We start from the raw sequence: 20,423 nt of genomic DNA on the forward strand, positions 1-20,423 counted from the left end.
TTTGATTTTCTATACGAATTGCATCACTCAATCCAGAAAAGTCTCCTCCAATAAGTAAGTTATTAGAATCAATTATATCTTTAAACTTATCATTAACAATATTTTTTGCCTCATCTGCGCTTACTTTATTTGAGGTTCCTTCTTTATCCATATTAACATATTTAGTACTACTTTCTTCTGTTTTTGTAGCCTTATTTTCAGAGTTTTGGCTATCATTTGACTTATTACTACTACATCCAACCAAAGATAAAGATATAGAAATAGTAACTAAACTTAAACTAATAATTTTTTTGAGTTTCATAATTTATCATACCTTTCAAATTTTATTTAAGATTACTTAGAATGTTTGAAATAAGTATATCAAACATTTATTTCAAATTTATTAAGAAAGTATTACAACAAATAGACAACTTAATTAATTATTAAAAACACATTTAAATATATCTAGTAAAAATGTTCTTATAATCCAAATAAATGGATTGCAAGAGTATTAATTTTATTCTAAATATAAACTAGTTACTAAACTGAAATTTTAAGGATAGTTGGAAAAATGGATATTAAAATGTAAACTTTAACACTGTATTTTAAAAAATTTATTTTTCAATCACTGATGTTTAATCCTTCGAATTGATATAGTGAAACTAATGAGATTAAATTTATTATAAATAAAAACTACTAATTGATTTTATACTTATCAAAAATTTTATTATCAAAACTTACATTTTTAAGAAAGTATATTAACCAAATTGTAAAGGCTATCCAAAAACACCAATCAGAAATTAATATACAACCAATTGATCCTAATAAAAATATTAGGCCGTATTTAAAAAAGGTAGTTTTGAAATCTTTACTAAGCTTTAGTTCATCATAGTTTTTTCTTTGAGTTTTTGGAATACAATTATATCCGCTTATTAGGATACAAGCTTTATTTTTAAAAATAAAAAATATAAACGCTACTATAAAAAATATGAAAGACATAATTAAAGAATTTAAATACAAATTTAGCACCTCCCATGTTTAAGATATATTATAATATCGTTTATATTTATTGTGAATAGTTATCGTTAATATATAAAGGCCATTTACCACCTTATACTAAAAACTTTTTAACTACACTTTAATAATTCTTAATTTTAGTTAAATATCAAATTTTTAGATAATATAACTATATTTCTTTTTTATCTTCTGCTTCATCATTATTTAATTTATCTTTTAATTGTGCTTCAAGTTCTATAATTTCATTAAGAGTACTCTTTAGCTCTTGAATTAATGGATTGTTTCGAGTATCGTAGACTTGTTTTAAAATTGCCTCTTTCTCGGCCATTTTAAATACATCATTACCATACATTTTTTTAAACATATATATTCTTTCATCAATCAATTCAGATTCTTTACTTAACTCTTCAGCTAAAACTCTAATTTCCTTTAACTCATTATTAGTTTCAGATATTTTTTTGTCTATATCTTTAAGACTAGTCTGTTCATCTTCACTAAGTAAAGTCTCTTTTTTATCATTAAGTTTTTCTGTACTTTTGATATTGCTATTAACTTCAGTGTTTTCTACTGTATCATTTTTTTTATCTTTATTTTCAATCATGTTTTTTATTTCTTTAAGCTGAGATAATTTACGTTCTAAAGACTCTTGAATTTTTTTATTTATGTTTGAATTATATGTAGCATTTAAGCTTTCTATAGCTAAGTGCTTACCTTTATTAATAGCATTTAGTTCTTTTAATGATATATCTGTATGTTCTTTATTAGTAGTAACATTGATTTGTACTTTTTTCAAAGAACTACTATTATAACGTTCTAATAGTACGCTATTATAACGTTCTAATAGTACGCTATTATTACTTACATCTAAAATGTTCATATTTTAACCTCCCTTATTTAATAACTACCTTTCAAATACAACTTAATATAAATGTACGACTTATAAAAATTTTCCTTCAATTGGATGACAATAAATGTAAAAAGTATTTTAATTAGGATGCGTATTTTTTATAGATAGACTTCATTTTATTTTTTATTATTTTAAGCTAAGTATGTCCTAAACTTAAACTTGAGAATGTATTAATTTATTTTAGTATATATTTGAAATTTATGAGGAATTAAATCAAATACTATTAAGATTATAAATAAAATTAATACTTTAATTGAAGAACCTAAAAATATTCTTACATAATTTGATATACAACTTAATAAAAGCATTACAATACAGCTATAAATAAAACGATAAATGCTACTTTCAATCCTATATACAGAATTACAATTTTTACATTTTAGATCTCTTACAAGTGTACTTTTTAATCTATCTTTAAATGTGAATGTATAATTACATTCTGAGCAGTTTTTCATAATAGCCCCCCTTTTTTACTCTATAATATTAGATTTAAACTATTATCTAAAAGATTGTTTAAATGTACCTAGCAAAAAATATCTTAGAATTATTATTTATATATAACTAGCCCTTAAAGAGAAATTTTAGAATTTGTTGAATTAAATAGTTAAAATTATTTACTTTTATGAATCAAACATGTATATACACATATAAATAGCTAAATAATTAAGCAAAATAAGCTTTTACAATATAGACCGAATGCGATGAAAATAATTTCTAAGATTAGTAATAGGAATTCTTTTGTTATAGATTTCATATTATATTGACACTTACTCAAATTTAAATTTATAAAGATTATATTAACATATATATCTAAAAATAAAGTATAAAATGGACTAAGATAGATTTATTTTGGAGTAAAATATAGAAATTTAAATTACAATTCAAAAACTTGTTTAAAGATTAGTTATTTTAACTTTGTATTTTGAACATTAAGATAATTCTTTTTAATACAAAGTTTTGTAAATAATTTAGGATATAGTAAAAATATAAAATTTAGCATAAATAGAGAAGTATAATATAGATTTTTGATCTCATAAGTTATATTGTTGAATTGTATTACTGGTAAAAAAGGAATTAATCTAAGTATAATAATAAAAGAATAAATATTTACATGTATAAACTGATATTTAAAAAAATTATACCTGAAATAGGAGATATTAAATATAAAAATAGATATATTGTCATAATAATATCCTCCTTAATTTTATAAAAGTGAATTTAAATAACTATAATATATTTTATAAATTATATGTATAAAATTAAAAATAAATTTATAATAGTATATTAAAAAATCTCTTAGAATGCACTGATTTGAATTTTAAGAGATTTATTCTTATTTAGAATATAATAGCGAAATTTTAAGTAGGAATTACCAGTATCAAAATTGGTCTGGTTTTATTCGCAGATTTTTTTATACATACTTCTTGCTTGAATATATATATCTTTTCTTTTAAAATAATTCTCCTTAATAGGGACCTTATCTATTAGATAAAAAATTCCAAATAACCAATCTTCATCTTTTTCTTTTATTGCTTTTTCTAGTGAATACTCTAAACTTTTAATATATTTTTTAATGGGGAGACTTGATAAAAATTCAACTGAATCCATACTCCCGGGCCAATTTAAATCTTGTAGTACTTCTACTAATTGTGGAATTGCATATATTAACTGCGGATTAGGTAATTTTATTAATATATTAATAAGATTATCTAAAATGTTTTTTTCAAAATAATTTGGTTCATTAATTAATAAAAAATTGCTAATTATATATTTATTAGTCATAATATAATTTTTTTCAGTTAAGCATTTTTCTCTTTCATTTAAAATTTTATTTATTTTTTTTATCTTAATTAATTTTTTCAATATATTCACCTACCAACTGTCGCTATTTATTTTTATATATTTTGGAATTTGTGAGGAATTAAATCAAAGGCTATTAAAACTGTACTCAAAATAGATAAGTCTGTGCAGTTTGATATATAAAGGAATTAAAGTGACACAATAAAATAATAAATACTACCTTTAATACTATATGGAGAATTACACTTTTTGACAGATATCTAAATGTAAAAATATAATTATATTATGAACAGTTTTTCATAACAAACCTAATTTTTATTTTACTAAAGGTATTTATAAAAAGTTAGGCTAAAATAGTTACAATTTGGCTATAAATACAAGAATTATCTTTTGATGATTGATTAAATTTTCTTGATCTATTATCTAATTACGTATAAATTACATCTTTTAGATAAAGTAAAACTAGATATAAAAATACGACTTAATTTTTAAGCTATATCTTTTATATCTAACTTTACTCCACTTTAATACTATATTACTCCATTTGTAATAAATATATATTTTTTTATGTTAATAGAAAATCTTAATCTAAAGATATAGCGGTTTCTTAATTGTAATTTAGAAGTGAGCTATAAATGCTACAAAAAAATTGAATAATTAGTTAAAATTTGAAGATGGTTTAAAAGTTAAACTATTAAAGGGGGGGGAGATTAAATGCTTAATAAAAAAATAATTATAATAATTCTAGCGATAACTCTATCCGTATTAGTTTCTCAACTACTATTTGCTAATAAAAATGATAATGGTAATGTGCAAGAAATTGCTATGCATAAAGACTTAGAAGATTTAAGTATTGAGCAATTAACAGAAATTAGAGATAAGGGTATTGATAAAAATGTAGGATATCTTAATAACTTTGGTAAAATTTCAAATCAAGAACTTCAAGATCGTAAACTTGGAATTTTAACATCTGAATGGGGATTAGTTACTTTCTTTAATAAAAATTACAGCAACCTAACAGAAAAGGAGAAATTAATAAAGCAAATTAAACTTGTTGAGTATTTAAATTCGAATGAAGATATAATGGATCCTGCAGGTAGTTACTTTAAAGCATCAAATGAGGAATACCAGCTTAGTGAATATTTAGTACAAAAGGGGAGAGGTTCTAATACTATATCATATGAAAATCTAAAATTTTTAATTAATAATCTAGAAGATATATCTAATTTTATTGATTATGATATAAAAATCGCAATAGAGCACATTGATCCTTCAATAAAAATATCACTTTCACAAGATCAAAAAGAAGATTTAAACAATGAGCTTAAAAAAATATCTTTGGATGATAAGATAAGTATAGGAATTAAAAATAAAATTAAAGCATTACAAGATTACTAACAATTAAATTAATAATTTTTATATGACTATTAAGAATAAGTGAAATCAGTATTATAAATTATGATGGACATAGAATAAAAAATAATATAATTAGATTAAATCGTTATAGATTTCAAAATTTATGACAATAGTAAAAAGCCATTAGAATCTCAAAGTGTATTTTAATGGCTTATAAATCTGTATGCAGTTCCTAAACAGAAATTTTGAGACTTATTAATTTTATAATATATAATACATAAAATATTAAACTATTAACGTCCCCAAGAATTAATTTTCCACTTTGAATGTTCATCTTTGACTAATGTATAGTCTATTTCATCCTCACCGTTGTCTATAGGTGTTTTTGATGCATCTTTAAATTTAATATTATATTTAACTTTATATATTTCAACATTTTTCTTATCAATATTATTACCCTCTGTAAAAGCTTTATATAGATTTTCATCTTTTACTTTATCTATACTTATAATCTTTATCGATTCTATATTATCTAGACTATCTTTTTGTATAGAATCTGGATAGTTATAACATTATTAGTATAAAAATAACCCTTCTAAATCTTGATTTTTACAACATCTCCATTTTCTTGTTCTATATCTACTAGATTTAGCCCTTTATGTTCTTTATTTAGGTATTTTAAAGCCTTTATAATTACATCTGCATCATTGGGTCTAAATGTATAATTTACTTTGCTAATTTTAACTTCTTTATTATAATAGATTTTTATAAATGGCTTAGATACTCTTAGCAAAGTCGTTATAGCACCTAGAGGTAATATTATGTTTATATTAACTTTATCTTCTTTGCTTTTGATGATTACTCTCATACCCAAAAACCTATTTTATCTCTACTATAACTTTGTCATTTCCATCTTCTACCTCTACAATTCTTCCAACAAATCCATTATCTATTGCATCCATTAATTTTGCTATATCTATATTGTATTTTTCAAACTTATCATTGTACATATTTCCTAATCCACCCATTATCTTTATAAATTCTAATGGTATATTAACCTTAACTTTACTTCCATCTTCACTTTTTACTCTTACAAATAATATCTTTCCTTTTTGACCATCATTTTTTATATCAAAAAAATCATCATTTTCAAATATTTCAGCTTTAGCAACGGTATCACACTTTTCATTAGAATCTAATACCTCTAATAGTTTTATAGCTTCCTCTGCAGTTATTTTTCCTTCTTCAACCATCTTTAAAATTCTCTTTTTATCTTCCATATTGATTACTCCTTTATATTTTAATTTATAATTTCTTTAAAAGATTAACAGCTTCTTCAGAACTTATTTCTTTATCTTCTAACATATCCATTATTCTTTCTTTTTCTTTTGTTGTATCTTTTTTTATTACTAAACCTAGCTCATTATTAATCTCATCAAGCTTACCTCTTACAGTTGGATAAGATATACCCAATTGTTTTTCAACATCTTTTATATTTCCTCTACAAGTTAAAAACACTTCTACAAAGTTTAACTGATCTTTTGATAATCTATCAAATTTTGAAATAGAAAACTCATTTTCTATAATTGTGTTGCAATGATTACATTTTAATTTCATAATCTTCATCTCTTTTGTACAAACAGGACATTTAGTTATAACTTTATGCACTTTATCACTTCCTTTAATATTAGTATATTAAAATATTTAAAGAATGTCATTAATATATTTGATATTTTTAATATTATTTTTAAATATATTAATTTTTATTTATCTATATATTAATAATATTAATTTTACTATCAATAATTTTAAATAAGTGTTTTACGTATATTTAATAAATACTATTATCTAAATACTTATTTAAATAGATTTAGTAAAAACTAACAAAAAACCTTATAAAAATATAAGATTTCAGACTGTAGATAAACTAAATGCACGGAAATTTCTCCGTGCATTACTAAATATATACTTTATTAAATTAGGAAAAATATTAATTATTTTTAATGACGTAAAATTTTATCCATATTTTTGCCTTTTGCCAATTCATCTACTAATTTATCCAAATAACGAATCTCTCGCATTATTGGGTCTTCAATATTTTCTACTCGCATGCCACAGATTACACCTTTAATTAAAAGTCTTGACGGATTTAGAGTAGGGGCTTCTGAAAAAAAAGTTTCGAAATCTGTATCTTTTTTTAATTGAACTTCTAATTCTTCTTGACTATATCCGGTTAGCCAACATATGATTTCATCAACCTCTGCTTTTGTTCGGTTTTTACGTTCAGCCTTGGCTACATAATAAGGATACACACTTGAAACACTAGTTGTAAATATTCGATGTTTTTTCATATAAAACCTCCGTATTGATAACTTAGTTAACTCTAGCCTTCATTATATCAAATTTTAATGAAAAGATATATTACGATATATAGCATAGTTGTTGAATAATGGACATTTAATATTTCTTCCTATGCTATAATTATTTAAAAGTAGGTTGAAAGGGAGGAATTGGTATGAGTGCTACAGTTAAAGCAAATATTAATATGGATTTAATTGATAAGATTGATATTAGAGTTGGAACAATTAAACTAGTTGAGGATGTTGAAAAATCAGACAAGTTAGTTAAACTATCTGTTGATTTTGGGGAGTTTACAAGAACTATATTAGTAGGAATGAAAGGTGAAAGAGATAATCCTAAAGAGATTGAAGGCCAACAGGCACTATTTATAGTTAATTTAGCTCCAAAGAAAATGGCTGGTGAAGTTTCGGAAGGGATGCTTTTTGATATTGGATATGCTGATGGTATTATTCCTGTGTTAGCACAACCTGAAAAAGTAGTACCTAATGGAACAAGAGTTGGATAATTGATTTGTAGTAAACAACATTATAATGATTTAATTTATAAGATTAATGCCCGTATAATCCAGATAAATCAAATCAACCGAATAATCCTGAAGAGGTACTAGCGTATATGAGAAAGAGAGAGAAGGAAGGTCATAGAATAGTAAGAACGAATGATGATGACTGTAGAACGTAAAAAATATGGGGTAAAATTAAAAATAAATATAATGATGTATATGTAGGAAAATTATATTTTGGCAAAGAACAGTTTGCAGTTATAACAAATAAAACATTTAATGAAAGACAAGTTAATTTTGTTTGAAGAAGTGATGATATTCAAATTAAAGATAAAAAATAAGGCTTAATTCAAGCCTTATTTTTTTATTACATCTTAAAGGAGAATTTGGAAACTAGTTAAAATTCAAAAACTAATCTCTAAAAAATTATTTTAAGTATTATAGTAAAAAGCTTTATGACGGAATTTTACTTAATTAGTTCAAAATATTTACTTATATAAAGTAAGAAATAACATATTTATATAAATCTATATCAGTATTAAACAATAAAGACAGGTTTAGCACATATATATTAATATATAGCCTAATTTTTTAGATGATTTTAGTATTCGACTAGTAAATCCATCAAATCAAGAAACTCAAAGAATTTCACTTACGAGAAGAGTAACATTTTAACTAACATCAGATAGTACCATAACACCAGAAATATTGAGGATCGTTTTTGAGCCAATAAGCATATTAAATGTAAGTATAAATATGTATATGCCTACGTCATAAGGTTTAAGTTCAAATACTAGATTTTTAAATTTTCAGGAAAAGGAGATATTGAGTCATGCGTACATAAATATTAATTGAGATACTATATCCAGATAAAGCATTTGTTCAAAAAATAAGAATATATTTTAGAGCTGGTGCAGTTAGAGATAGTAATATTTTATATCATAACAATAGTTATGGATATGGATTTCTTAGTATAAAAATATTCTTGAACAATTAAGGTAAGGAGGAAAATATGGAAACATCATATACCGTAATTTATCAAGGGGATATAGTTCAAGCTTTCAGTCAAAATAATATTAGTAAATATATGCTTTTAAATGGCCAGCTTGCTGTTATATATGTGCCCGTGAATTTTAATGAAACAATACTAAATAGAATACCAGAGGTTGCATGGTGGCAAAGAGAATCACCGTTGAGCTCTTTAATAGAAATAAATGAATCAACAGCAGGAGGTGTTACTGTTACAGCTGCTTCAGGAACAGATTATATATATAATCATCCATATTTAAATGTATCTGGAGCGGGTATATTAGTTGCTATAATAGATTCTGGTATAGATTATTTACATCCAGATTTTATAAGAAATGATGGTACTAGTAGAATAATATCTATTTGGGACCAAGAAAGTGATAAAAATAATCCTCCAGAAGGGATGATATTTGGAAGTGAATTTAGTCAAGAACAAATAAATAAGGCGATAGCAGATAAAGATCCAACTTTAAGTGTAGATAATATTGGAACAGGAACAATAGCAGCTGGAATAGCTGTAGGAAGTGGTAGATTAAACTCTCTTTATAAAGGTGTAGCAATTAATAGTGAATTAGTAGTTGTTAAGTTAAGACACTATGAAGGAGCTTATAAAGAAGGCAGAATAAATTACTTAAATACTGATTTTTTAGCGGCTATAAAGTATGTAATAGATGTATCAAAGAGAGATAATAGATTAGCCATAATAAATTTAACTGTAGCTGATAGATCAAAGTCTATTATAATAACTAATTTATTAGATACTTTTCCTGATTTAAGTAGTTCAGGAATTATTATAGTTAGCGGTGCAGGAAATGAAGGAAATACAGATATTCATTATAATGGAACTTTTAGAGATGACCAAACACCTCAAGACGTAGTTATACAAGTGGGAGAACAAAAAGCACTAGATATTACGGTTGCTGCAAATGGACCGGGAAAAATTAGTGCATTTTTAATATCACCTTCAGGAGAAGTTAGTGATCCAGTAGAATATTCTCCAGATATTCAAGTATATAAAGGTAAATTTAATTTAGAAAATGCGACTTTTGAAATGTTTCTTACTTATCCATGGATTTTTTCAGGAAATGAAGAGTTATCTATAAGAATAAATGATATAAAGCCTGGAATATGGATTTTAAGACTATTTCCTGAATTTTTTATAACGGGAGATTATGATGTGTACCTTCCTAATGAAAAGTTAATGGCTAAAGATACAAGATTTATAGATCCAGATTCTTATTCAACAATAACATTATATGGAACAACAGAAAATGTAATAACTATTGGTACATATAATAATAAAACAACTAGTATGTGGATAGGATCATCAAAAGGACCAGTAAAGGAAAGATACACAAAACCAGATATAGTAGCTCCAGGAGTTGATATAATATCAACGTTTATAAATCAAAATTATGCTAAAGCTACAGGAACAGGAGTAAGTAGTTCTTTAGTAACAGGAGCTTTAGCTCTTTTAATGGATTATATAAGCCAGCAAAGTGCATATGCAAGAAGAGGACTATTTACACAAGTTCTTAAAACATACCTAATGCTTGGGGCAACTAAAAAAGAAATATATGTTTATCCAAATAGCTCTCAGGGATATGGAATTTTAAATATACAAAACACAATACAAGCTATTGCTGAAATTCTTTAAATATATAGGTATATAAATAAATTAATAAAAAAATATTACTGAAACCAGTAATATTTTTTATTAATATTTAATATTAATAGTGATATTAGATACACGTTAACTATTTGTTATGCCTATGATTTATATAATAAATCATAAAAACATTTACTTGATAAAATGTCTATAGTCTACATTGAATAAAAAATTGAAATTACATTAATAAAAAGCTAAAGTAATTAAATAAATACCCAGTTATAATTATGCCTATAGTTACAATTCCTATAAATATAGCTAATAGTTTAGGTTTAACAACCTTACTTAGCATAATAATAGAAGGAAGAGAAAGTGCTGTAACACTCATCATAAATGCGAGTACAGTTCCTATAGGTACTCCAGCCATAAATAATGCTTCAGCTATTGGAATAGTTCCGAATATATCAGCATACATCGGAATACCTACTACAGCAGCTATAAAAACAGAGAATGGATTATTGTGTCCAAGTACTGCAAGTATTGCCTCTTGTGGTATCCAGTTGTGTATTAAAGATCCTATAAAAACTCCGATTAAAACATACTTATAAACATTTTTTATAATAGCTAAAGTATCTTCTTTTGCATAATTTAATCTTTGTTTTTGGTTAAAGTTTTCAGATTCATCGTAAAGATCCCTAGTATGTTCAGTATATGTCTGAATTTCATCTTCTAATTTAAGTTTACTTATAATAGTTCCACCAACTATTGCAATTATAAGTCCTAGAACTACATATAAAATAGATACATTCATACCAAAGAACCCAGCTAATAATAGTAGTGATGCTAGATCAACCATAGGCGAAGATATTAAAAATGAAAAAGTTACACCAAGTGGTAAACCTGCATTACTAAATCCTATAAATATTGGAATACTAGAACAAGAGCAAAATGGAGTTACAGTCCCTAAAAGAGCTGAAACTGTTGCACCTGATATTCCCTTAAACCTTGTAAGGATTTTTTTTGTTCTTTCAGGAGGGAAGTAACTTTGAATGTATGATATCAAAAATATTAATACTCCTAGTAATATAAATATTTTTATAGTATCGTATATAAAAAATTGAATACTTCCTCCAAGTTTAGAAGTTATATCAAGATTTAATATATTTTCAACAAATAATGTAGTTAAATCCGATAACCATTTCATTCCTAAGATTTGGTCAGTAAAAAAATTAAATACGTTCATCTCAATCTCCTTTAAAATACATCAAAAAAATTTGATATTAGAATTGAAAATATATTAAGTCATTTATTATAAATAAACATTAAAAAAATTGATATTTATGAAATAATAAAAAACTTATATTTTATATTATTCATTATATCAATTTTTTTGATTTGACAACTGTTTAAAAAATATTTTTGTATAACTTCATAAGTCAATATTTTAGAGATTGTATCTCTGTTAACAGAGTAAAAGTTCCATTTTCCTTCAGACGTTTTGTTTATAAGACCTACAGAAAGTAATAACTTTAAATGGTATGATAGCTTAGATTGAGATATATCGAATATATCAACTAATTCACATACACAAACACTTTCAGCAGAGTAGAGTTTTTTTAATATACCCAATCGTATAGGATCAGATAAAGCTTTAAAGATTAAGTCTATATTATTCATTACAGTACCTCCAACACTTTATATTATTATAACAAATATTTAATGTTTAATAATATAAAATATTTAGTATTATTAAATATAAAAATATATTTATATATAAAAAATAATAGGATATAAAAATAAATAGCTATAAAATACATCAAAAAAAATTGATGTATTAATTTACAAAAACTATTTTTTATCATATCATATGATTAAAGATTAATATGAAATGAGAATTAGAATAGTTAATATTTTAAAATATTATAAAGAGGCAGAAATTAATTTTAATACTGTATCTAAAGTTAAAGATATAATTTAAAAAATAAACGAAAGAAAATTAAATAGGAGGCAAATATGAAAATAGCAGTAATATCAGATATACACAGTAATATATATGCACTTAATGAAGTTTTATTAGATATTGAAAAAAGAAATATAGATATAACAGTATGCACAGGTGATCTAGTAGGCTATGGAACTCGACCAAATGAAGTTATAGAGACTTTAAAAAGAGAAAAAATACTTACTATAATGGGAAATTATGATGAAGCAATAGGAAATTCTAAAATAGTATGTGGATGTGATTACCCAGACCCAAAAGATGCTGAAAAAGCAGGCCTTTCAATACATTTTACAGGGAAAGAAACCACAATTGAAAATAAAGCATTTTTAAGAAGTTTACCCAAAGAGGTAACATTTACTTTTAATAATAAGACTATAAGATTTGTTCATGGAAGTACAAGACTTATAAATGAGTATTTAAAGGAAAATTCTAAAGAAGCAGATGAAGTTATGAGTGAGCTGGTAGAAGATATATTAGTCTGTGGTCATACTCATATACCATATGCTAAGTTCTATGGAGATAAATTACTTGTAAATGCAGGTAGCGTAGGAAAGCCAAAGACTAATAATCCTAATGCAAATTATGTAATCATAGATATAAAAAATGAAGATGGATTATCAAAACCTCATTCAAGTGTTGAAGTTGAAATAATTGAAGTAGATTATAATTTTGAAAAACTAGCTAAAGAAATTGAGAAAAATGAAATACTACCAAATGATTTTGCAAGACTTATAAGAGAGGGAAGTTCAAAGTAAATATATTAATATAATCTTATTTATTCTTAAGTATTTATACCATCAATATAAAATGACTAATAAAGTTTATGCCCTTAGGATCCATTTATTTGGCTTTTAAGGGCATAAACTTTATTCTAAACATACAAACTAACCTTAAAGTAAAGTTTAATGGCTAGTTAATATTACTTCAAAAATAAGCCTAGAATCAATTCTAAGTATTTTTATCTTTACTAAACTAAATTTTCTTAAATTATAAAATGTATCATAAAAATGATTGAGTTTGGTATTATACCAAAGATTAGAATGAATATAAAATCATTAGATTAAGAGGTGGATATAAATGAAAAAATTTAGCGATATAGAATTATTGAAAGTGTGTGAAGAAAGGTTAGTAAATGAGTTTCATAAAGAAGAAATAAAACCTTATGAGCTAGTAAAAAGATTAATAAAAGAAGATAAATATATGGGATATGGACTTTATGAAGGTGATAAGCTCGTTGCATATGCATTACTATGTAAATCAGAAAATAGTGAATACATAATGTTAGATTATTATGTTGTAGAGTCTGAATTTAGAGGGACAGGATATGGAAGTAAATTTTTAAATGAGTTATATGAAATTACCAAGTCATATAAAGGTATAATATGCGAAATAGAAGATCCAGATTATGCAATTGATAAAGATGACTTAGAATATAGAAAAAAGAGAATAAAATTCTATGAAAAAAATGGGTTACACCATACAAATGTTAGAAGTTCAATATTTGGAGTAAAATATATAATTATGATTATGACCCAGGATAAATTTATTGAAAAACAAGTTGAAGAAAGTTTAAGAAGTATATACAAAGGACTATTTGGAGCAAAAGTACTAGAAAAGCAAATTGATATAAGTATAGTTTAATAAAATATTTATTAGTTGTTGGCTTTAGCATAGAAATGTACCATAATTATATTAATGAGTTAGTTAGAAAATAAGACTATTAAATAAACATCATATTTTAAAGTGCATGAAAATAGACCATTTAATAACAAGCATAAAGCTAAACTATATTAAATATATTTAGGGGGAATTATGGAATATACAGAGAAGTATCCGATTCTAGAAATAAACTTAAATAAAATTTATCAAAACACAGAGTATATAGTAAACCTATGCAAAGAAAAAGATATAACCGTAGCAGGTGTAGTAAAAGGGGTAAATGCACAAATAGAAGTAGTAAAAAAAATGGTAGATGGAGGATGCAAATATATAGCAAGCTCTAGAATAGAACAGTTAATAGATATAAGGAAAAATAAAATTGAAAATGAAAATATGCTAATTCGTATGCCTATGGTAGGAGAATTAGAAGAAGTAGTAAAATACATTGATATTAGCTTAAATTCAGAAATAGAAACTATAAATAAAATAGAAAAAGAGTGTAAAAAGCAAAATAAAGAGCATAAAATAATTCTTATGATGGATTTAGGGGATTTAAGAGAAGGAATATTTGATGAAAATGAATTTATTAATACAGCCTTATACATAGAAAACAACTTAAAATATGTAAAACTATATGGAGTAGGAACTAATCTAAGTTGTTATGGATCTATAAAACCATCATATGAAAATTTGAATAAATTATGTAATGTAGCAACAAAGATTGAAAATCATATAGGCAGAGAATTAGATCTAATATCAGGAGGTGCAACTACTACATTACCTTTAATAATAGAAAATAATATACCTAAAAAAATTAATAACTTAAGAGTAGGTGAAGCAATATTAGTAGGACGAGATTTAATAGACTTTTGGGGATATGATGTAGATGGAATTAATAAAGATACAATAATTTTAAAAGCCGAGATAATAGAATTAAAAAATAAGCCATCCTATCCCATAGGGGAAATGTTTATAGATGCATTTGGAAATAAGCCAACATATGAAGATAAAGGAGTAAGAAAAAGAGCAATATTAGGAATTGGTAAACAAGATTTTGTTTTTCATGATAGCTTAATACCTCTAGATGAAGGCATTGAAATAGTGGGAAGTAGTAGTGACCACCTTATAATAGATATACAAAATTCCAATAAAGAATTTAAATTGGGAGATATATTGGATTTTGGAATGTTTTATCCAAATGTACTTTACTTAACATCATCTAATTATGTTAATAATAAGTATTTATACTAAAAATATTTATTATTATATTTCACTCCAGAATAAGCCTATTTTAGTTCATTTTTAATAAAATAAAGTTATTTTATGTTATATTTTAAAGAAAAAGGGGTGAGTTTATTGAAGGATTATATAGGTAAAAAAATACAAGCTAACTACTTCAGAGGAATTGAAGCTGTTGGTGGTCATATTTACTTTGATAAAACTGGACTTACATTTAGCTCCCATAAATTGAATGTTCAAACAGGTGAAGCTCGAATTGAATACAAAGATATTAATTCAGTAACTAAACGTAATACATTAGGCATAGTTCCAAATGGAATTTCTATACTGACAAATGATAATTTTGAGCATAAATTTGTATCTTATAAGAGAAAGTTAATAATAGAGTTTTTGGAACATATGCAACGACAAGCTTCGAATTTATAAAGCTGCTATAAATAATAAAAAGGGTTAACTTCTTTTAATTTTTAACATATACCATTTATAATATAAAAATAAAACTATAACGATAGATTATTATTAAAATAATCTATCGTTATAGTTAAAAAAGTTAGATATTTATTTAAAATATTTGCCATATGGTCTAAAATGGCTAAATTCTTCAATTGTCTCATCTAGCGGATTTAAAGATTTTTCAATAGGTTCATCAATTAAACTTGTTAGGTAATCAAATAATACCTGACCGTTACCCTCCATTACAAATCCAGATAAATTTATTTTATCCTTACTCTCTAAAAGTATGATGATTAATTTGCCAGTACTTATTTTGTTCATATAAGGAGAAACATCATCTATTTGATTGTTTTTTATTAAATGATTTATAGTAATTTCTATTTCTGATTTTTCATTTTCACTTAATAGGTTTTTAATAATATTTTCATCTTCTATCTTAAAAATCATTGCAATATCTTCAAATGTATCTTCATAGATACCTTTATTTTTTTCTAAAAACTCACCTATAGTAATTTCTATAGCATTAAAGTTTTCAATTAAATACTTTGAAATATTTTCAACTCTACAATTATTTTTAACATTCACTTATACCAATCCCCTTTTAGTGTTACATTTATTATTAGATTTCTTACTAATATCTATTGTTATAACACATTAAGCTAATTATGTATATCTATTTTTATAGTTACTTTTGTTATTTAAGTATATTTACTTTAAACGATATTAAATAATTATAATCCACCAATAAATAAATACATTATATCAAACTTAAGGATTATAAAAAATAATACCAGACTAATAAGTACAGTTCTAAGTATTTGTTTTGAATTTTTACTAAAAATAAATAAAAGTAACACTGCAAAAATTATATCAAGAAACTGTGGCATAGATAATGTATAGTAAAAGCTATACCCCTCCCATAACAACACAGATATAGGTAATGAAGCAAAAATTGAACTAATTAAATGATTACCTTTACCATACCAAACAATATATGCTCCTATTGGAGTTAGCAAACAAAGCCCCATCAACCTAAGAAATAATAGCTTGGGAAAAATCCAAATAACTTCATAGAATAAATGTAATAAGCTAAAAGCATAGCTACAAAAAATGCAAAAACATGAAGTGCTGCTTCTTCTGGTGTTTTGCTATGTACAGAAATTAAAGTTGCAATAAAAATCCAAATACCTAAATAAGTCCCGATTAACCCTATAAGGGTACCATCTGTATATTTTGCCAAAACACCCATAACAGCACCAAATATAAAAACAAGTAAAGCTTTAATAAATTTTTGATTTATTGACAAATCAGATCTTTCTTTTTGCCTAATTTCATTTAAACCTTCCTTTAGAGTAGTCAATTGTTATACCCCTTTCAAAAAATATTATGGAACAATTATACAATTAATATATACATACATCAATAATATAAAAAATATATTTATACTAACTAAAATATAAATTTATATTTTAGTATATTTATAAAAATATTCAAGTTAAAAATTAATATCCCTTTAAAATTTATTAAAAAAATATATATAAATATAAACTTATAAATATAGAACATTTTTATTTAATATAAAAACATATGTTTGTGGTATAAAAATATTAACATTGCTTATATTAGCTAAATATAGGTTATAAAAGAATTTTATTAAAAATAATTAAAGATTTCAATAAATATAAATTTACGAATATATGTTTGTTTATTTTAAGAATACATATTGAATAATAGAACAAAATTTATTAATATTATATTATATAAACAAAATTTAATACAAAGGGGATAAGAATATGAGAGATTACTTTCATCCAATGAATAAACACATACTTAAATTTGATTGCAATAATGATATAGAAAAAATTAGATTTAACCATTATATAATGAGAAAAGTAAATAAAAACAAAATGAATGGAGATTTGCCAAGTGGATATTTTTCTATAACAAGAAGGTCTGCATCTGTAGATTTAAATTTAGCAAAAAGTTCAGTTGATAAACTAGTAAAGTACTTTGAAGAAACTGAAATTATAGAGCTTGTAGAAAATGGAACTAGAAAAAACAAATGTTCTGTTTATAGGTACCTTATACCTGAAAATCTAAAAACACAAAATAAACCTAAAATAGAAACTATAGATGCTACTATAAAACTTAGGGAATTCAAAGACTTTAATGATGTTATAAAAACTGAAGATAACCCTATAGGTGAAACTTCAAATGAGCCATCTAAAAAAGATAATATAAATACATATATAAAAATATACACGAGTGTTATTGGATATTTAAATAATAAAGCTAAAAAGAACTTTAAACCAAATACCAAAAAAACGATGTCTTTAATAAGAGCTAGGTTAAATGAAGGTTTTGTTGAAGAGGAGTTTTTCAAGGTAATAGATACAAAGTGTAAACAATGGTTAAACACGAATATGGAAAAATTTCTAAGGCCAGAAACACTATTTAGCAATAAATTTGAAGGATATTTAAATGAAGAATATATACAAAAAGACAACCTAGATAATATAGAGCCTTGGAGTGTTGAATTTGAGTTTTAAGATTTTTAACAAGGGGGAAGTTTATGGAAGTTTTAGATTCAATAAATATAGAAAAATCAATCTTAGGAAGTCTTATTGTTGATAATAGTTTGGGATATAAGGTAGATGAATTAAGTGAAAATATGTTTAACATAGATATAAATAAGCATATTTTTATCACTATGAAAGAGTTATATAAAAATAAAATGACTTTAGATTTAGAAACTATAAAGACTAAGCTAGATGAAAAATCTATAAATGTACAAGTAACATACCTTACAGAGTTAGCATCTATGGGACTTAGTTATGCAATTGATACTCATATAGAGATTTTAAAAGAAAGGTATATAAGAAGAAGAGTAGTAAAAAATTGTACAAACCTTATTCAAGCAATAATTCAAGGAAAAGATATTAACACGTCTTTATATAAATTTGAAAATAAAATCCAAGATACATTAGATGATAAAGATAATGAAGATGACAGAATTTCAAGTATTTGCGAAAGAATTCTAGATTTTTTAGAAAATAGTGAAGAAGTAGGTATGAAGTTTGGTGTTGAGCTATTAGATGATACTATTGGAGGTTTATTTAAGGGAGAACTTACTACAATTGCTGCTAGAAGCGGTGTAGGAAAAACAGCTTTAGCACTTCAAATTATGTTAAACGTTATAAGTCAAGGTAAGAAGGTATTATTTATAAGTAGAGAAATGAGTAATGAACAAATATTTATGAGAAATATTACTAAAAAGACCGGAATTAGCATAAAAAAGATGAAGGATAAAGGTCTTGATGAAGATGATTGGCAAAAGATTATAAGTATTATGGGAGAGTTTAGTAAGGAAAATCTTATTTATATAAATGATAGAATAAGTACAATAAGCAATATTAAAAAGAGGATTAGACAAATTAAACCGGATCTTGTTATAGTTGATTATCTTCAGCTTCTAAATGTTGAAGATAATCAACAAAATAGAGAAAGAGAAGTAGCGACTTTATCTAGAGAGCTAAAAAATATTACACTAGACTTTAATATTCCTCTTATTCAACTAAGTCAATTAAATGATGAAATGAAAGACCTTAGACCTTGGGGAGAAAGACCAATGAGAGATAGTAAGGCAATTTTTCATGATAGTAATAATGTTATTTATATACATGAACCTGTTGGAAGTGATTTAGAGGAAGCTACCCAAAATATAAAAAGTGATAAAAGAAAAGTACTAGCAGCTAAGAAGGTTGGTACTAAATTAGTTGATTTAATCGTTGCAAAGTGCAGAGATGGAGAGGTTAAGTTTAAGCATTACTGTTATCATGGACCAAGACTTCATTTTCAAGAAATAAAATATTAGGAGGGGTTATTATGGAAGAGGTTAGAATAGATGATATTAGAGAAGATCTTGTAGAGCTTGTTGATTTTATGGGGATGGATATGTTTATAGAGTTTTGTGAAAAGTTTGGAGGATGCCATTTTTATATTCCTAATAAAAAAAGTATAGCTAGAAATAGTAGAAATAGAGAGATTAAGAAAAAGTATAATGGAACTAATGCAAAAGAGTTATCAAGAGAGTTTGGAATTAGTGAAAATCACTTAAGGTATATTATTAAGTCATGTTAAAGTTAGATTATGCTAGATAAAAGTGTGATAAATAAAGAATAAAATAACTGTATCCTAGTGTTTACAATAGATACACGAAGATACAGTTATTAATTAAATTTAATACTAAGTTATTAAAAATTTGGCAAAATCATTTGTATAAACATATATTTTAAACTATTTAGCATCTTTATGCTGTCTTTTATTTGATATAAAAGCAAAAACTCTTACAATTATAGCAAGTGAGGCTGATACCAGAGCTATTACTCCAAATGCATCAATGTCATCTCTTGAAATTACAGATAATATTATACAGAAAGGTAAAATTGTTATGATTATGTTAATTATATTAAAATAAAATTTATTCATAGAACACTCCTTGTTAAGTATTATT

General features: G+C 24.6%; 26 protein-coding genes. 10 read left to right on the forward strand and 16 right to left on the reverse strand.

The window, feature by feature from the left end; all coding sequences use genetic code 11:
* The 5 genes from JWF52_RS07440 to JWF52_RS07460 form a co-directional block, all read right to left on the reverse strand.
* Nucleotides 1-301, reverse strand: a 301-nt coding sequence (locus JWF52_RS07440; RefSeq protein ID WP_502711249.1) for a hypothetical protein, incomplete at its 3' end; no start/stop codon positions are given.
* A gap of 374 nt (nucleotides 302-675) precedes the next feature.
* A complete protein-coding gene (locus JWF52_RS07445; RefSeq protein WP_208332972.1) occupies nucleotides 676-978 on the reverse strand; it encodes a DUF3784 domain-containing protein in 303 nt (100 codons plus the stop codon).
* A 187-nt stretch (nucleotides 979-1,165) separates the two neighbouring features.
* Entirely contained in the window at nucleotides 1,166-1,873 is a 708-nt protein-coding gene (locus JWF52_RS07450) for a hypothetical protein (protein WP_208332940.1), read from the reverse strand.
* A gap of 200 nt (nucleotides 1,874-2,073) precedes the next feature.
* Nucleotides 2,074-2,358: a hypothetical protein gene (locus JWF52_RS07455; RefSeq protein WP_208332941.1), complete on the reverse strand. Its 285-nt coding sequence runs from the start codon at nucleotides 2,356-2,358 to the stop codon at nucleotides 2,074-2,076.
* Nucleotides 2,359-3,298: 940 nt separating this feature from the next.
* Complete coding sequence (locus JWF52_RS07460) at nucleotides 3,299-3,766, reverse strand: DUF5071 domain-containing protein (RefSeq protein WP_208332942.1); 468 nt, start codon at nucleotides 3,764-3,766, stop codon at nucleotides 3,299-3,301.
* Between the two features lie 651 nt (nucleotides 3,767-4,417).
* Here JWF52_RS07460 and JWF52_RS07465 point away from each other — a divergent pair.
* Entirely contained in the window at nucleotides 4,418-5,101 is a 684-nt protein-coding gene (locus JWF52_RS07465; RefSeq protein WP_208332943.1) for a hypothetical protein, read from the forward strand.
* 251 nt (nucleotides 5,102-5,352) lie between these two features.
* On the opposite strand, the gene JWF52_RS19660 is transcribed toward JWF52_RS07465, so the two are convergent.
* The 5 genes from JWF52_RS19660 to JWF52_RS07490 form a co-directional block, all read right to left on the reverse strand.
* Entirely contained in the window at nucleotides 5,353-5,610 is a 258-nt protein-coding gene (locus JWF52_RS19660; RefSeq protein WP_208332973.1) for a DUF4829 domain-containing protein, read from the reverse strand.
* 44 nt (nucleotides 5,611-5,654) lie between these two features.
* Nucleotides 5,655-5,927 carry a hypothetical protein gene (locus JWF52_RS07475; protein WP_208332944.1) on the reverse strand — a complete coding sequence of 91 codons (273 nt, stop codon included), beginning with the start codon at nucleotides 5,925-5,927 and terminating at the stop codon, nucleotides 5,655-5,657.
* Nucleotides 5,928-5,937: 10 nt separating this feature from the next.
* Nucleotides 5,938-6,339: an SHOCT-like domain-containing protein gene (locus JWF52_RS07480; RefSeq protein ID WP_208332945.1), complete on the reverse strand. Its 402-nt coding sequence runs from the start codon at nucleotides 6,337-6,339 to the stop codon at nucleotides 5,938-5,940.
* 25 nt (nucleotides 6,340-6,364) lie between these two features.
* Entirely contained in the window at nucleotides 6,365-6,727 is a 363-nt protein-coding gene (locus JWF52_RS07485) for a DUF2089 domain-containing protein (RefSeq protein ID WP_208332946.1), read from the reverse strand.
* A gap of 332 nt (nucleotides 6,728-7,059) precedes the next feature.
* Nucleotides 7,060-7,410, reverse strand: a complete 351-nt coding sequence (locus JWF52_RS07490) for a DUF2200 domain-containing protein (protein ID WP_208332947.1) — start codon at nucleotides 7,408-7,410, stop codon at nucleotides 7,060-7,062.
* A 164-nt stretch (nucleotides 7,411-7,574) separates the two neighbouring features.
* On the opposite strand from JWF52_RS07490, the gene JWF52_RS07495 reads away from it, so the two are divergent.
* Nucleotides 7,575-7,925, forward strand: coding sequence for a tRNA-binding protein (locus JWF52_RS07495; RefSeq protein WP_208332948.1), 351 nt, complete (start codon nucleotides 7,575-7,577; stop codon nucleotides 7,923-7,925).
* A 1,006-nt stretch (nucleotides 7,926-8,931) separates the two neighbouring features.
* Complete coding sequence (gene cspC, locus JWF52_RS07500; RefSeq protein WP_208332949.1) at nucleotides 8,932-10,605, forward strand: bile acid germinant receptor pseudoprotease CspC; 1,674 nt, start codon at nucleotides 8,932-8,934, stop codon at nucleotides 10,603-10,605.
* A gap of 190 nt (nucleotides 10,606-10,795) precedes the next feature.
* Here the strand turns inward: cspC and JWF52_RS07505 are convergent, their stop codons facing one another.
* Nucleotides 10,796-11,800 (reverse strand): permease, encoded by a 1,005-nt coding sequence (locus JWF52_RS07505; RefSeq protein ID WP_208332950.1) that lies wholly within the window; start codon nucleotides 11,798-11,800, stop codon nucleotides 10,796-10,798.
* A gap of 95 nt (nucleotides 11,801-11,895) precedes the next feature.
* Nucleotides 11,896-12,234 (reverse strand): ArsR/SmtB family transcription factor, encoded by a 339-nt coding sequence (locus tag JWF52_RS07510; protein ID WP_208332951.1) that lies wholly within the window; start codon nucleotides 12,232-12,234, stop codon nucleotides 11,896-11,898.
* A 336-nt stretch (nucleotides 12,235-12,570) separates the two neighbouring features.
* Here JWF52_RS07510 and JWF52_RS07515 point away from each other — a divergent pair, with 336 nt between their 5' ends.
* The 4 genes from JWF52_RS07515 to JWF52_RS07530 all read left to right on the forward strand — a co-directional run bounded on the left by JWF52_RS07515 (nucleotide 12,571) and on the right by JWF52_RS07530 (nucleotide 15,883).
* Nucleotides 12,571-13,314, forward strand: a complete 744-nt coding sequence (locus JWF52_RS07515; RefSeq protein WP_208332952.1) for a metallophosphoesterase family protein — start codon at nucleotides 12,571-12,573, stop codon at nucleotides 13,312-13,314.
* A 322-nt stretch (nucleotides 13,315-13,636) separates the two neighbouring features.
* Nucleotides 13,637-14,200: a GNAT family N-acetyltransferase gene (locus tag JWF52_RS07520; protein WP_208332953.1), complete on the forward strand. Its 564-nt coding sequence runs from the start codon at nucleotides 13,637-13,639 to the stop codon at nucleotides 14,198-14,200.
* Nucleotides 14,201-14,371: 171 nt separating this feature from the next.
* Nucleotides 14,372-15,469, forward strand: coding sequence for an alanine racemase (locus JWF52_RS07525; protein WP_208332954.1), 1,098 nt, complete (start codon nucleotides 14,372-14,374; stop codon nucleotides 15,467-15,469).
* 105 nt (nucleotides 15,470-15,574) lie between these two features.
* Complete coding sequence (locus JWF52_RS07530; protein ID WP_208332955.1) at nucleotides 15,575-15,883, forward strand: PH domain-containing protein; 309 nt, start codon at nucleotides 15,575-15,577, stop codon at nucleotides 15,881-15,883.
* A 132-nt stretch (nucleotides 15,884-16,015) separates the two neighbouring features.
* Here the strand turns inward: JWF52_RS07530 and JWF52_RS07535 are convergent, their stop codons facing one another.
* The 3 genes from JWF52_RS07535 to JWF52_RS07545 form a co-directional block, all read right to left on the reverse strand.
* Complete coding sequence (locus tag JWF52_RS07535) at nucleotides 16,016-16,495, reverse strand: hypothetical protein (protein ID WP_208332956.1); 480 nt, start codon at nucleotides 16,493-16,495, stop codon at nucleotides 16,016-16,018.
* A 146-nt stretch (nucleotides 16,496-16,641) separates the two neighbouring features.
* Entirely contained in the window at nucleotides 16,642-16,926 is a 285-nt protein-coding gene (locus JWF52_RS07540; RefSeq protein WP_208332957.1) for a hypothetical protein, read from the reverse strand.
* An 11-nt stretch (nucleotides 16,927-16,937) separates the two neighbouring features.
* On the reverse strand, nucleotides 16,938-17,270 hold the full coding sequence (locus JWF52_RS07545) for a hypothetical protein (protein ID WP_208332958.1): 333 nt from the start codon (nucleotides 17,268-17,270) through the stop codon (nucleotides 16,938-16,940).
* Between the two features lie 433 nt (nucleotides 17,271-17,703).
* Here JWF52_RS07545 and JWF52_RS07550 point away from each other — a divergent pair, with 433 nt between their 5' ends.
* The 3 genes from JWF52_RS07550 to JWF52_RS07560 are packed head-to-tail and all read left to right on the forward strand — an operon-like array spanning nucleotide 17,704 to nucleotide 20,050.
* The gene (locus JWF52_RS07550; protein ID WP_286184049.1) at nucleotides 17,704-18,459 is read left to right on the forward strand and encodes a conserved phage C-terminal domain-containing protein; all 756 of its coding nucleotides are present in this window, start codon (nucleotides 17,704-17,706) and stop codon (nucleotides 18,457-18,459) included.
* A 23-nt stretch (nucleotides 18,460-18,482) separates the two neighbouring features.
* Nucleotides 18,483-19,784, forward strand: coding sequence for a replicative DNA helicase (locus JWF52_RS07555; protein WP_208332959.1), 1,302 nt, complete (start codon nucleotides 18,483-18,485; stop codon nucleotides 19,782-19,784).
* An 11-nt stretch (nucleotides 19,785-19,795) separates the two neighbouring features.
* On the forward strand, nucleotides 19,796-20,050 hold the full coding sequence (locus JWF52_RS07560; protein WP_208332960.1) for a Mor transcription activator family protein: 255 nt from the start codon (nucleotides 19,796-19,798) through the stop codon (nucleotides 20,048-20,050).
* A 156-nt stretch (nucleotides 20,051-20,206) separates the two neighbouring features.
* Here JWF52_RS07560 and JWF52_RS07565 read toward each other — a convergent pair whose 3' ends face one another.
* Nucleotides 20,207-20,398 carry a hypothetical protein gene (locus JWF52_RS07565; RefSeq protein WP_208332961.1) on the reverse strand — a complete coding sequence of 64 codons (192 nt, stop codon included), beginning with the start codon at nucleotides 20,396-20,398 and terminating at the stop codon, nucleotides 20,207-20,209.
* Between the last annotated feature and the right edge of the window lie 25 nt (nucleotides 20,399-20,423).

It is taken from the genome of Clostridium sp. CCUG 7971 (genome assembly GCF_017590215.1).
Lineage (GTDB): Bacteria > Bacillota > Clostridia > Peptostreptococcales > Peptostreptococcaceae > Faecalimicrobium.